This is a genomic window from Novosphingobium sp. B1, assembly GCF_900176395.1.
Taxonomy (GTDB): Bacteria; Pseudomonadota; Alphaproteobacteria; order Sphingomonadales; family Sphingomonadaceae; genus Novosphingobium.
Genome location: NZ_FWXL01000006.1, coordinates 1 through 13862 on the forward strand (window position 1 = coordinate 1; position 13862 = coordinate 13862).

Consider the following 13862-nt stretch of genomic DNA (forward strand, 5'->3'; position numbering starts at 1 on the left):
CACCAGCTTGACCCAAAACCCGCTCTGCGGGACATACCATCACCCGGGTCAATTCTCGATGGAAATACCGGGTCAATTCTCAGCGGAAATCTACACGGAACTGGTCGAGTGGGTGAAGCCCGACGCGCATGACGTTCTCGGCGAGCGAGTCTTCCTCGGCGATGCCGGCTTCGCGCACCACGCAGGGAACCGGCTGATCCTTGGCCATCCGCTTGGTTTTCACCAGCAGTTCGAGCGCGCGGAAACGGCGGCCGCCGGCCGGGACCTCGAACTGGCCGGTTTCCCTGCCATCATCATCCAGCATCGCTCGGACGTTGAGGCTCTGGAGCAGGGTGCGGCGGTAGATGTCGTCGGCCAGGTCCTCGATCGAAAGGCCCGCCTTCACGCGCCGGACGTTCTTCTGGCTCAGCACCAGCTGGGAAAAGGGAATGTCGCGCGAGGAACTGAGCACGAGCTTGGGAAGTGACTTGGTTTGGGACTTGGTCATGGGTGTTCTCCATGACGGGCCGCCGGGAGCCTCTCTCTCGGCCTCGACCCGTCACGAAGCGAAGCGCCGCCCTCTCACTCTTGAGAAGGCAGCGCCGCGCTGGAACAACACGGGAATGGTCCGGGCTCAGTGGACCCGGTCGAGCAGCTTTTTAGCTTTGCCTTCCATATCGAGGCGGGCATCCTGATGGGCCTTGTCGCGAGCCAGCGCCGTGATGCCCTGCACGAAATCGAAGATGGATTCCGGTGGGCGGTCTTCTTCGGCGAGCACCCGTTCGATGATCTTGCCAGTCTCGGCCTTGGAGAAGCCGCGCGCCCGCAGGAAGTCGCTGCGGTCTTCGTCGGTGCGAGCAACGATGCGCTCGCGCGCCGCCTTGATGCCGTTGACGAAGGGCAGCGGCGAGGAGTTGGCGAAGCCTTCCAGCGCCGGTGCGGCTTCGTGCGCGAAACGGTTCGCCGCATATTTGCTGTGGCGGATGCTGATTTCCTCGAAGTCTTCGACACCCCACAGGTTCCGGTTCTGGCAAACGGCGCGGAGGTAGAAGCTCGCCATGCCCAGCGTCTTGGCCCCGACCTCGGAGTTCCAGCAGTAGAAGCCGCGGAAGTAGAGATCGGGCGAGCCGTCGGGCAAGCGTCCGGCCTCGATCGGGTTGAGATCGTCGACCAGGAACAGGAAGACGTCGCGATCCGAGGCGTAGAGCGTGGTCGTGTCACGCGTGATGTCGACGCGGGGATTGTATACGCCGGTCGACCAGTCGAGCACACCCGGCACCTTCCAGCGGGTATCGCCGGTGCCGTTGCCGGCAATCTTCTGCACGGCTTCGACCAGTTCGTGGTCGTAGATGCGTCCATAATCGGGGCCGGTGACAGCGCGCAGCTCCACGTGGCCGTTGTCGGTTTCCAGTGTCTTGATCTGCTCGGTCCGGTTCGAGGTCAATCCGTATTGCAGGTTAATCGCCGCCAATGGCGCGGGAAGCTGGCGAAGATAGGCAGCGGGGGCACCGACCTGGCTTGCGAGCTGGCCGAAGCTCCAATGGGTCGGCGTGACAGGCCCATCGGCGCCGGGCAGTTTCAGCGCCAGGCGCTCCGGATCGTTGCGGTTTGCTTCGACGTGGATCAGCGCGCTTTCGACGACGCGGGTCCGGCTGCGCTCTGATCGGCCGCGAACCGAGCGGGCAAGATCGCCGAGCGAGAGGAAACGCTCATCGTCGGGCCGCGAGAACCATTCCGATGACACGCGGCCATTATGAGAGCCGCGGGACACATCGACCTTGTAGCCGCCGCTGACGTCACGGCGCGCATCGAGAACCTGCATGTTCATGGGAAATCTCCATGACGGTCGGCCGGGAGCCTCTCTCGACCCTCATCCCGTCACGGCGAAGCCCGCTATCCTCTCACTCTACCTGCTGATGCTGGGCGTCGCGCGAGCGGCCAGCGAGATTGCCAAGACAGAAGACCGCACCCTGAAGAGAGGCGAAGGTCACGACCTTGCTCGTGCAGGCGCAAAGGCGGGGCTTGTCGACTTTCCAAGCCTGCACATGAAACCATGATCGCCGGTTCAGAGTGCGTGCGGGCCTTCTCGTCAAACGCCGCGCCCGCAGGAGCGCGCAGGAACGGCGCGCGGGACCGTGCGCGACATCAGCACCGCTCCGCTTCTCGGGGCGTTGCGGGGTGTCCCCGCTCGAAGGGGTAGCCGGAGACCGCATAGCAGCTCCGGCTCAGGGGAAGGCTTTCCCCCTAAATTCCTTGATCCACAGCACTCGCGTCATCGATTTCGCTCGATTCACTACCAAGCGTAATGCTTGTCCTCGACATGTAGGGTTGGAATTCAGGCAAGAGTGACATGATGCTGCCGTCGGGCTGGAGAAACTCATGGGCGGCGCCGGGGATAAGGTCCGGGTCGAGCGGTATGCGGGCGTTGGGATTGTGAAGGACGACTGCCCCTTCGATCCAGCTTTCTGAATAGTTCGGATCTCGAACGTCATGCCGGAATTCTGTCGGGCGTGGATCCCCAGGATTGAGTTCTCCCCTTGCGATCCCCGAGCGCACCATCCGGACATCCCGGTTGCCAAAGCCGGCGATGTAGCCAAGGCGATTGAATTTGGTGATTGTGCCCTGCGGATTTAGGAGAACAGCGCTGACATTCTCGGCTTCGGGTAGCCCGAAGAAGTTCGAGGCCACGCGGGCTTCCCCATAGACATGTTCGACAATGCGTTCGATTTTGCGCGCGCCATCGACAATCGAATGGCGCACTCCGAACACATATTCGGTGGCCAGGGGCACAATGCGCGTCATGGCTGCGGGGGCATGGAAATCCTGCAAAGCGATTACAAATGGAGCGCCGTCTATTCCGGCCGCGTCCCAATAGCGCTGCTTGTGGTAAAGTTTGCGAGTGAGGGACCGGGCCAGTTTGATCTGAACATAATTCTCAAGGTAGGCCCGAATTTCAGCATCAGTCTGCGGGTCTGGGACGGCGCCGACCTGTGGTGGGTTGACGGTGGTGGCCTCTATGGCAAGGCGGCCCGCTGGGCTCGACAAGAGCAGATCCGGCACCGCTACGCCTTCTTCATGTGCGTATCCGAGCTCGGTGAACGCTGCGAACAGATACAACTCCCACAGCCTCGGATCAAAGCCAGTCGTCTGAAACTGTTCGATGAAGTTTCCATCTACGTCTTCGAAGAATGGCATCATCGCGCCAATGAGTTCGCGCGCGGGCGAAAATCGCTCTTCACCGATTAGCGTCTTGAAAGTGCTGTTGATCCGGTTCTCCGGGATAATGGGGGTGAAGAAATCCACCGGGGCACCCTGTTCGTCGCCCTGATGAAATGCTTCGTCGGGGAGCGCAGCATACTTCTCGAGTGCAGCTTTAAGCCGTGCCTTCGCGTCATCGAAGCTCGGAAAAGAGACGTTCTGATCGATTGCTCGAAACCGCCCGCGACCGTCTCGGCCCAATACGATCCACCCGTAGTCCCTATCGAACCGGTCCCAGGTAACAAGGCCTAGCAAGCGCTCGTCGTCGGTGGCGAACCAGCCGGCTTCCTGGATGATCAGGACAATGGCTGGCAGGCGAGTGTATCCCGCAAGCGCGTCAAAACGCTTCTGGCTGATTGCAATCATGATTTGAGCAATTGCAGTAATTTGGGTTTTTGTGTCCAGTACCGCGATGACAGACGCGGTTCCAGCGAATATGAAGTGCATCGATATCGACAGGCTGCAACCTGGCGACATTATTCTTACTGCCAGCAAGAGCCCGACCGGAAAGCTGGTCAGGGTGGCAAGTAAGGGCGAGGTGTCGCACGCGATGATCTGCGTTCAACATGGGTCGATCATCGACTCAACGTCAGAGGGCGTGCAGGCCCGGAATCTTCAGCGCGAGTTCTTCAGCGACGATGAGCAGTTGATCGCTTTTCGGTTGCGCGAGGCCCTGCCGCCGCTCGAAATCCAGAAAGTCGTTGACTTCGCGCGGTCCGAGATCGGAACACGATACTCCAAAATCGAAGCTGCGCGTTCAGTCGCTCCTATTGGGAAGCCTCGCGGCAGAAGGCAATTCTGCTCGCGGCTGGTAGCCAGAGCTTATGCCAGTGTTGGGATCCTTCTCGTCGCAGATCAGGATTATTGCACGCCTGAAGAGCTGCGAAAGAGCGGTCTACTGCAGGAATTGGACGACATTACCGTCCCGGTGTCCGCCGAAGAGGTTGCCGCAATGTCGAAGCGGTCAAATCCCCTGCAGCTGATGCGCGAGGCGCAAAATGAAATCCTGGCCTTTGTCCGTTCGCTTGACCCGGAAGTGGAAAACTTCACCGACGTCGATCGGGTGGTGCGCGAGCACGCCGAGTGGGATGCGGCAATTGCCGATGCATATCGTACATCAGGCTACCTGGATCTTTGGGGACACGAACTATCTGCCCACCCTTATCGGTACGATCTAGCGTTGATGGAGGAGGCCGCAGAACCGCGGCTCTTCGCGGATATGAGGGCGTACTGCGTCGGCACAATCCGCGAGTATTACTCCGGCGGATTACGCTTCTCGGTCAATCTCGCACATTATGAAGCGTCACAGCAGGAAAGTCCCCGCGAGACAGTTGGCTTGTTGATCGAGCTCTATCAGACCCTCGTTCGTGACCACGAACGGCGCGTTGAGACAGCGCGGCAATGGCTGGCAAAGCATTTCCCGGAAGATATCGATCAACACCTCGAGAGGATTGTACCGCACACACCGCTCTGGTTCTCAATTGTAGATCGGGTCGAACCGCGTCTTGGCGCAATCGCACGTATGTCGATCAGCAGTGAGCAATCATTTGAAGTCTGCTCGTCGTGCGGCGACCCCGCAAATGACTACCGGATTGCGAATGCTGCAGAAGCGATGCCGGGCGTACCGTCTTTACGGCTGTGCGATGATTGCTTGGTGATCAGGAGGGGGTTCGGCGAGATATTGGAAGCCATGGACTAGATCGTCGTTCTCGTTTCCCGTCATGATGTGGAATTTGCTCACCGGTTCAATGCAAGCTGGATGCCGGCGATTTCTCGATGCAAAGTGCCGTTATGGCTGAGCTACTCCCCAACATTGATGTCGCAGTGTGCGTTGAATTGGTCGAATTCCTTGAACGAATGGCAAGGTTGGGTGAAGAATCCGACAAATTCGAAGTCGAACGCCACTGTATTCATCCAGGACAACGCCGGACCGACATCGTGAATTTCCGGCTCATCGGCGAGAGCATTCACGAGGGACATGGCTTTCAACTGATTGCCTACGACGACCGGCCTGGTCGGGTGAACGTCGAGATGCGGGCGGCGCGATGGTTGCCGGATCCGCCGACCAAGGCGGTCTATATCGAGGCGGCGCACGGTTTAGCTGGCGAATTGCTCAGGCAGTACAATCGAGAGTTCGGCTCGCGATATCGCCTGCGGATAGGTGCGCGCCATGGCAAGGCCTTTGCAATGAGTGAGCGAACGACGACTTTGCTCGAGCGCTTCACCATTCTCGCGAACACCTCGTCGCTCCACTTCTACGATTGGCAGCGTTTCTATGCGTTGGTTCGTGAAGGCCGACAGGAAATCCCCGATTACCTGTTGCGGTCCCATCTGACCAAGGCAGGGTTCTCAACCCAACGGGCGGTGGAACTGGCCGAGATCTATATGCACCTCTGGGCGTTCAAGAAATTGCGGTGAAGGGCTTAGGTCAAATGGGCGCGCATCGATTGATCTGTACGGCAATTCCGATCACGAAGGGTCATGCCTGAGATCACCGTTCACGTTCCTGATTTTGCCTCGATGGAAGACGACGAGGTTCGCCAACATCCACTGACCAGGCATAGCGATGGCAAGTGGAGTGCATTGTCGCAGGTGTTGAAAAGCGACTTTGAAACTGAGCGAATGAACATCAACGAAGCATGGGCGATGACCTCGCTTGCGTGGCGTTGCCCGGCGTGCGGCAGAAAAAAGATCGACATTGCCAGGAAGACCGAAAGCGGCGTCATTCTGTGCCAGCTTGAACGCCATCACGATCATTTGGGCGATCTCGCCGCAAGAATTCTGCGGGAGACCGCGTGGTTGGACAACACAGACCCCCTCTATACACAGCGCAAACGCGCTTGCGCTGCGGTCCTGCCCTTGGTCGAGCGCTTCGCCGAGACCCTGGTATGCATGGATTGCAATGCGGCTGACGCAGCGATGAAAAAGGATCTCGGTGGTCGCGTCCATCGCGACTTCAGCTTTAGCCCCAGCGAAATTGGCGCATTTGTCGATGCCCGTCCCAACTGTGCCCACGAACTCAATTTCGAAAGGGGCTTGGCGATTTGGGCGAAGGCCGACGCGGACTTCCAGCAGCGCCTCGTTTTCGTCGAACAAATAGCGGGGCGATTGACCCTCGGTTTGCACGACCGTGAACAATACAACGATTCATACAACTTGGTCGGCGACCAGGATGCCTGCATGTTTCTGAGTCTTGCAACCGGCCAGCTTGGTGCCAGAGGCAGGCTGCCGCCACTGTGGGAGGCATTGCGCGCAAGGTCATGTGCCGGTGACGGTCATAGGTCCGCACTGAAGAAGTCACGCGCAACGCGTGTTCGGACCCCGACACTGGAGGAATTCACGGACTTTGATCGAGGCATGCAAAAGCCGGGACCCTGGAGCAGGGCCGCTGCGGACTGGCGCTGCGCCTGCTGTTCGCGCTCGAGGCTAGAGATCATGCGCATTTCCGGGAAGGGGCGATGGACCGGCCACATTCACGAGATCTGTGACTATCGTGAAGAAATGAATGAGCGCGCCTTGGCGTTTCGCTCAGCCTACAGGGCTGAAAGGCCGATTTTCGGATCATACGTCAAGATCACCATCTGCCAGGATTGCAGACTCGTCATGACTGATGCGTGCAAGCTCAAAGGGGATGGTCGCGGGGGTGAGAACTGCCTGTCGCCGGACGTTGTCCGATCGCAGGTCGGAGAAGCCAGGCCGAATTGCCGTCATGATGTCAGCGACGAGCAGTTGCGAGAAGCGATCGAGACGAGCAGTTCATGGTCGAGCGCCGCTGACGATTTTTGGTCACATTGTAGGCACGCTAGCGAAGCATCGTTGCGCCTGTCGCAATATGTCGATGGGCGAGGGTTGCCCCCGACTATCGCAAGGCAGCACGCGATCACAGACTTGACGCAATCGGGAGATCTTCCCGACTGGAATGCCGAGGAAGTCTTTGATTGGCTGCTTCACGAGCGAGAGCGCCTCGACGGATTGTGATGGCTCATAGAGGTAGTCGAGCCAATTGCGGCGCCTAATTCAAAGCTGGATTGGAATGTCCACCACAGGGCGGATTGGTTCCAACTGGGTCGCGTATTTGCGCACCACCTGATCATATAGATCAAGAGTATTGCGCGCTTTTACCGTGATGATCATCGCGTATGACAGCGGTTCGTCGGGTCGGAAGTCCCTACCTTCCAGCCGCGCATTGTAATGTAGGTCGAACGTTGGATTGCGAAGGCTGCTGCCTCTGAAAGACTTTGTTGCGTGCAGGCAGTTTTCCCATTTCCAGGCATCTTTGCGCAACTCGTCCTCGGTCATACCGTTCACGGTCGTGCCGAAGAAACTCTTTGAGTCAGGATGCAACTGAGTTTCACGCGAGAACTTCTGATCATGAGGGCGGAAAGTCAGTTCCAAGCCCGCGCGTGTATAATTGCCGGGATGGTGCGGGTCGGTCGGTGTCTTGTAACACAAGGTAGCCTTGATCGAGACATTGCCGGTCAACTCGCCCGGGGGAACGGGTACCGGAATCCGGATATACCGTGCTGGCGAGATCGTCCCCTGATATACGATCCGGATTGTGTCATCGTCACACAGGACAATGGTTGCGAGGTCGCGCGGGACACGGCCCCAGCCCACCTCCTGCCGCGAATGATCGGCGCACTCGGTGCTGTGGATGAGCAATGTCCGAATGGCCAGCAGGTTCAGCCCCGAGCCAAAGTGTGCTTTGATTCCTGTCCCAAGCCTAAGCACGCTGGGCGCCGCAAACGACGTGCCACCTGTAGCGTCGAATTCAGGGGTCAGCCCTTCGCCTACAACAAGAAACGGTCGGCCGAGCGAGCCGCCAAAATCGACGAGATCCGGCTTCATAAGCCCAGGGCTACGGCCTGGACCTACGGAGCTGTATGCAGCGCGCTGCCAATCGGTGTCAGGTGTATCGCATGCGCCAACCGCGAGGGCATTGACGCAATCAGCGGGGACCTGGATGCGGTTCAAACCAAGAAGGGCATCGCCTTCTCCATCGTTGCCGACAGCAATGGCCGCCAAGGTGTCGGTGCGAGCCAGTCTGTCGTCGAGCACTGCTGTCCAAGCATGCACATCGTCGTCTTCAATCGGAAGGCGAGGCCCCAGACTAAGGTTCACAAACTCGTAGGGCTGGTCGGTCAAGACGCGTTCAATGCGATCAAGTACGTCGAACAATTCATGCGGATTTTGTCCGGGATCGGTATCGAGGACCCGGTAGTGGTCGATATTTGCGTAGGGCACTGCGGGAGGCACCTTGGGGTCGAGATGCCCAAACAAGAGCGCCGACGAAACTCCAATGCCGTGCTTCAGAAACTCGCTGTGGGCCGGGCCGATGCCATGGGCCTCAATTGGGGTGACCCAGGAGGTCAAGGGGTGCCCGTCCGGAACCCCGCCATCAAAGACTGCAACCCTGATCGACGGATCGATGGCTGGTGCGGTCGGCAGGATCAACGATTGGCCTGGCAAAGTGGCGGCGCGGATCGTTGGGCGAAGCATGCGCAAACGCGGCATTTCCCGCAGCGCTCGCACCACGGTAAAGGTCGCAATCTCATCGGCTAGGTCCACCGGGGCGTCGAGTTCGAGAAAGCACAAGCCGCCCACATAAAAGCGCCGCCGGAAGTCAGATTCGACCCCGAGGTGTGCGAGGTATTGTTGAAAATAGGGAAGGACAAACCTGTCACCGGTCAGCGAGTCGGCGTGCAAGACGACCTCGAACACCGCTTCTTGAGCATCAGGCAACTTACCTTTGATCTTGTCTTCGGGGCCGGGAGCCTCGATGTCCTCGAGGGATGCTAGGTCCTTCGCGCCGGGTGCATTCTCTGCCAGAGACGGCAACAACGCCCCCCAGTTTCTGAAGGTCGCCCGAGGGGCCATAACAAAGAGTTCGGTAGTTAGCGTCTCGGAAGGTGCTCGATTCCGTGAGCGCCGCTCTGGCGTGATTCGGCGGGGACGACTGCCAACAGGCGTGACACCCGCAGCCTTCAGCAGTTCAAGCGGATAGGCTGACTTCGAGAGATATTCGGGATTGAGCGTCAGACCCACAACGGCCTGTTCGTTCGGACAGGCCGCATCAGGTAGGGCATCGATCTGCGAGGATGCCTTTTGCAGCATCGGAGTTAGCCGCTGGCGGGCTTCGAAGAATGTGTATGGAGCTTCCTTTGGCCCACCACCCCCACGAACGGTGATGTCCTCGGCCAGTCGTTCACCTTTGCCGAGCAAGAAGTTCCGTTTCATCCGACTTTCCTCTTTCGACCAGGATGCGCCGGACCAGCGGCGCTGTGGGACCGAATTGTATCACGCGAGACACCAGTGAGTTCGGCTGCCTGGCGCTGGGTTGAGAACCCATGGTCAACGAGCGATGTCGCGAACGCTATCCGCTGATCCTTTGACAGGGAGTCCAGTTGCAGCAAACCCAAAAGCTGTTCGTCTACCGGGGTGCGCTGAAGTGCTGCAGCCCGTCGTGCGGCCTTGAGATGTCGATCAATGTCGCTGAACGATTGACCCGCCAAGGCTGACGCCAGGATATCGGCCCAAGCTTCAGATTTTTCGCTCAAACCATCCAATTCTACGGCGATGAAACGTGCGGCGCTGGCAGGAGTGGGCAGGGGAAACTCGACGGCAAGCTCAAAGCGGCGCCAGATAGCCGGATCGAGCAAGTCGGCGTGATTTGTAGCAGCAATCAGAAGTCCAGAAGCGGGCCAGTCGTCGAGTTGCTGCAACAGGACTGTCACGAGGCGCTTGAGCTCGCCGATCTCGCCACGGTCGTCGCGACGTTTGGCGATTGCATCGAGTTCGTCGAGCAGAAGCACACAGTCGATGGACTTGGCGTAATCGAGCACGTGGCGAAGATTGGACCCCGTCCGACCAAGGTAGCTGCTCATTACGGCCGACAGATCCAGAATCAACAACGGGCGGCCAAGAGCTCTGGCAACCCAACGCGCCGCCAAAGTCTTACCAACCCCAGGCGGCCCGGTGAAAATTGCCGATCGTACCGGCTCAAGCCCGGCCTCCCGCAGGACGATTTCTTCCCGTCGCTCTGAAACAAGCGCGTCAAGTGCGGATTGGACATCGCTTGCAAACACAGGCTCGTGATCAAGGAAGGGAGACTCCTCGACCCGTAGCAATTGAAACCTCGAATCCACGTCCACTGGAAGTGCGACCTCGCTGGCCCTCCGCAATGGAGAGGAACGGGTCGGAGCCTGGCGCAGCAGGTCAGTCAGTGCGGCCGACAACTCGGGAGATGCCGTACGGTAGCGCTTCGAAATGCGATGGATGAGCGACTGCACGTCTTGCGTGCGACCGGATAGACCGATCCGGGCCATTTGAATGAAATCCTCAACCATTTTTTCCACGACGTCGACTTCCCCGGCTTTGAGTTATCCGAGGTGTGTGGCAAAGAATGGACTAATTTTCAACCCGCGATGATAAAATTAGTCCATTTAGATTCTAGACCATTGATATAACGTACAATTTAATGGACTTGCAGGGCATCCTCTGGGAGGTCTGCCGTAAGGTGACTACGCGGCCCATTCCAGGACGACGGCATTTTCACGTTTTAGCAGTTGGTCGATTTTCGACGAAACCCGCTCAACCGCCAACCGCAAGGCTTCGTCGATGTGGACGTAATTCTGCGTTGATCCCCTCGCGCTATGGCCGAGCAGAGCTTTGATGGTCAGTTCCGAAAAGCCCATGTCGCCCGCGACACTTCCGAAGGTGTGACGCAGCACATGGGGTGTGACGCCCTTGATCCCTGCGATGGCACACAAGGCGCGCAGGGTTTCAGGAACGCCCGAGTAGGGACGGTCCACAAAATCCGACGGGAAGAAAAGCGACAGGCCGCGCTTCTCTGGCAGACCTTTAAGCAACCGGATTGCAGCTTGACCGATCGGCCGCACTTGCCCGTCGGTCTTGGTGTCTGGGAAGTGGACATATCCGCGGTCAGAGTGGAGCCAACTCCGTTCCATGCCGATGACCTCAGAAATGCGGTAGCCGGTGAGCAGCAGCGCTCGGACTGCGGCGAGGCCAGTCGGATTTTCTCCGTTCCGTTCGGCGATTTCCATTGCTTCGCCGAGGGCACGGATCTCAGTTGCATTGAGCCGGCGCGTGCGGGGCTTGCCGGCGATCTTGCGAACGCCCGCTGCGGGATTGTTCTCGACGATGTCATAGCGAAGCGCATGGGAAAGGAGGCTTTGCAGCGTCGAGACGGCGCGTCCGGCAACGCCCGGCCCACCCGCAGCCTTGCCACCGCGCCCACCTTCCTTCCGGGGTTTGGCCGTCTTTCCAGCAACGATGTCCATCTGCATCTTTTCGATGTCGGCGATGCGCAAGGCGCGGACTTGCCGAGTGCCGATCAAAGGCACGATATGCGTCTCGATCCGGCTGCGATCCATGGCCAGCGTCGAAGCCTTGATCGGCCTGTGCTTGCGACCGAGGATCATCCCGGCTTCGGCGTTCTCGAGATACCAATTGCAGACTTCCCGGATCGTGATGGCCGCCCTGGACTGCGCTCGCTCCTCGGCCGGGTCAGCACCGCCGACGACCGCTGCCAACTTCAAGATCGCCTGCTTGCGCGCCTGCTCGACGGTGAGGACGCCATACCTACCGATCACGATCCTGCGGCTGCGCCCTTCCTCGTTCCGGTATTGAAGCACGAATGCCTTGAGGCCTGACGGGATGACGCGGACGCCAAATCCGCGCAGCTCCGAATCCCACAGGAACGCCTGTCCCTTCGCAGGGATCGCGAGCGCGTCGATTGCTGTCTTGGTGAGCTTGCCCATGCCGGCTTGTCCTTTCGGACGTTTTGCTTACACAAGCCGGAGTCCTTGGCAATGTACGCACAATGTAAGCGAGCGGGAAGAAACGACAGGTTGGAATCGGGTAGTCCTGGCGTAGCGCCGTTTCGATATTTGCGCGTACATTCAGAAGGATAGAGTTCAATAGCGGGCTCTGGAGTGCTCTCGGCAGATGCAATCCGGCATTTTGCCAAGGTTGGGGTCGAGGGTTCGAATCCCTTCGCCCGCTCCAGTTTTCCTCAGGAAAACCAGGCATCTGCACCTCGTGTAGCTCGCGAGGTCCTGGCGCCGTTATTTCATCGCACGCGCCCTGGTGTCGACAATCCGCATTCTTCTCAAGACTGGTCGCGCGCGATCCCAGCGCAGTCTCGATTGATCGTGCCGATTGCGAATCTCCAAGCACTCGGCCAAGCGAGCCGTTCTGGTAGAGACTATGGTTAGCCTCCGCGCTCGGCCGGAGAACGTCCACTCGCATTCGCAACTGATGCCAGGACTCGAGGCCTGCCCTGCTTCAATTGACCTGTGAAGAGTTCGCTATGGAGCGGTCATATCGCGCTTGCCGGTCGACGGCTGAGGCGACCCAGCAGGAGCCGGTTGAGCCACAGCATCGTCGGTTGCTCGAAATAGCGGAAATTGAGCAGGCTCACACCGTATAGCAGAGCTATCGACGATATCAGAAAGGGCCATGCGCCCAATCGTAAAGGGAAGATGTTGATCCAGGCATGCGCCAATGGGACGTGCAGGAGGTAGGCGCTGTAGCTGATATTGCCAAGTTGATCGATCGCGCCAAAGCAGCGGAAGCGCAGTGGTCCGCCAAGCACGGCAATCGAAAACAGCAAGGCAGGCAGGCCTGCCCACACGACGTACTCGAACCCAAGAGCGGGGGATGCAGGCGGTGCGGGAACGTAAGCGTACGCCATTACCCCACCAGCAAGCGCGATAAAGCGCCACAGTATTGGCAATTCACGCAGACTTTTGACGAGCGCAAGTGTCATGCCCAGAGTAAACATTAGCAACACAGGTTGCGTCAGGCTCGAAATGAAGACGCTTTGGTTTGTGGAGAATACACCAAGCAGTATAATCAGGAGTATAAAAATAAATGTTCATACTATGGAAAAATTTCGCCCGCGGGATATCCCGATGCCAAACAAGACATAAAAGATGATTTCATAGAAAAGCGTCCAGCCGGGCCATAAAAAGAAAATTGGCCGACCAATGAATTGATCGTTGGGATAAGGAATTAGCAGCAGCGAAAGGAAAAATTCGTTTATCTTAAAGGGTTTATGCAAAATTACGAAGATGACTGCGAGCAGGCTGCTGGCGAGCCAGTATGCCGGAAAAATGCGGACGCATCGCTTTGTCCAGAACGTGCGCGAAGCGCCTGATGTGCCGAAGAGATCTTCCGATGCGATCACCATGATGAACCCGGAAACTATAAAGAACAGGGCTACAGCTACTTGAGATGCGTGGCCACTCGCACGTGCTAGTCCCAAACCTGGCCCGATATGATTGGCAAATCCGAATGCAAGGTGCGTAAATGCAACAATGGAAGCGGCGAGGGCGCGCAGCAACTGAATGCCTTCTATCTTATCGCTGCGTAGCCCCATTCATATCTCCTGCCCGATATACGTAGCATTGGCAGAAATATCGATTAGCTGAACCGCTGGCTACCGGGAGCCAGAGTTGGCCACTCCATGCCTTGCCTCTGGCATGATGTTGGCCCCCCCCCGGCGAGTCAGGCGCCCGTATAGGAACTGGTCAGCCTTCAGTGCGCAGACCGGGCCAAAGGTTTGGGTCTCTGTGGACAGGCGATGGGGGCGGCACAGACAT

Annotated in this window: 11 protein-coding genes and 1 pseudogene; 4 read left to right on the forward strand and 8 right to left on the reverse strand. The window is 58.4% G+C overall.

Annotated features, from left to right (window positions below; all coding sequences use genetic code 11):
• Nucleotides 1-94: 94 nt before the first annotated feature.
• Nucleotides 95-487 (reverse strand): annotated as a pseudogene (locus tag B9A23_RS11760) (ParB/Srx family N-terminal domain-containing protein); the annotation flags it as partial.
• A 126-nt stretch (nt 488-613) separates the two neighbouring features.
• Entirely contained in the window at nt 614-1807 is a 1194-nt protein-coding gene (locus tag B9A23_RS11765) for a DUF932 domain-containing protein (RefSeq protein ID WP_084279259.1), read from the reverse strand.
• Here B9A23_RS11765 and B9A23_RS22260 point away from each other — a divergent pair.
• Entirely contained in the window at nt 1806-2036 is a 231-nt protein-coding gene (locus tag B9A23_RS22260) for a hypothetical protein (protein WP_139797439.1), read from the forward strand. The two genes, B9A23_RS11765 and B9A23_RS22260, sit on opposite strands and share 2 nt — an antisense overlap.
• 187 nt (nt 2037-2223) lie before the next feature.
• Here B9A23_RS22260 and B9A23_RS11770 read toward each other — a convergent pair whose 3' ends face one another.
• Nucleotides 2224-3684, reverse strand: coding sequence for a hypothetical protein (locus B9A23_RS11770; RefSeq protein ID WP_217806602.1), 1461 nt, complete (start codon nt 3682-3684; stop codon nt 2224-2226).
• On the opposite strand from B9A23_RS11770, the gene B9A23_RS11775 reads away from it, so the two are divergent.
• The 3 genes from B9A23_RS11775 (at nt 3650) to B9A23_RS11785 (ending at nt 7215) form a co-directional block, all read left to right on the forward strand.
• Nucleotides 3650-4936: a YiiX/YebB-like N1pC/P60 family cysteine hydrolase gene (locus tag B9A23_RS11775; protein ID WP_084279263.1), complete on the forward strand. Its 1287-nt coding sequence runs from the start codon at nt 3650-3652 to the stop codon at nt 4934-4936. The genes B9A23_RS11770 and B9A23_RS11775 overlap by 35 nt on opposite strands.
• A gap of 77 nt (nt 4937-5013) precedes the next feature.
• Nucleotides 5014-5655: a hypothetical protein gene (locus B9A23_RS11780; protein WP_217806603.1), complete on the forward strand. Its 642-nt coding sequence runs from the start codon at nt 5014-5016 to the stop codon at nt 5653-5655.
• Between the two features lie 63 nt (nt 5656-5718).
• Entirely contained in the window at nt 5719-7215 is a 1497-nt protein-coding gene (locus B9A23_RS11785; RefSeq protein ID WP_084279265.1) for a hypothetical protein, read from the forward strand.
• 39 nt (nt 7216-7254) lie between these two features.
• On the opposite strand, the gene B9A23_RS11790 is transcribed toward B9A23_RS11785, so the two are convergent.
• The 5 genes from B9A23_RS11790 to B9A23_RS11810 all read right to left on the reverse strand — a co-directional run bounded on the left by B9A23_RS11790 (nt 7255) and on the right by B9A23_RS11810 (nt 13639).
• The gene (locus tag B9A23_RS11790) at nt 7255-9474 is read right to left on the reverse strand and encodes a S8 family peptidase (RefSeq protein WP_084279267.1); all 2220 of its coding nucleotides are present in this window, start codon (nt 9472-9474) and stop codon (nt 7255-7257) included.
• A complete protein-coding gene (locus B9A23_RS11795; RefSeq protein WP_084279268.1) occupies nt 9471-10583 on the reverse strand; it encodes an AAA family ATPase in 1113 nt (370 codons plus the stop codon). Before B9A23_RS11795 ends, B9A23_RS11790 begins: the two co-directional genes overlap by 4 nt.
• 174 nt (nt 10584-10757) lie before the next feature.
• Nucleotides 10758-12017, reverse strand: coding sequence for a tyrosine-type recombinase/integrase (locus B9A23_RS11800; RefSeq protein ID WP_084279270.1), 1260 nt, complete (start codon nt 12015-12017; stop codon nt 10758-10760).
• A 560-nt stretch (nt 12018-12577) separates the two neighbouring features.
• Nucleotides 12578-13027: an acyltransferase family protein gene (locus tag B9A23_RS11805; protein ID WP_139797440.1), complete on the reverse strand. Its 450-nt coding sequence runs from the start codon at nt 13025-13027 to the stop codon at nt 12578-12580.
• A 108-nt stretch (nt 13028-13135) separates the two neighbouring features.
• A complete protein-coding gene (locus tag B9A23_RS11810) occupies nt 13136-13639 on the reverse strand; it encodes an acyltransferase family protein (RefSeq protein ID WP_084279272.1) in 504 nt (167 codons plus the stop codon).
• Between the last annotated feature and the right edge of the window lie 223 nt (nt 13640-13862).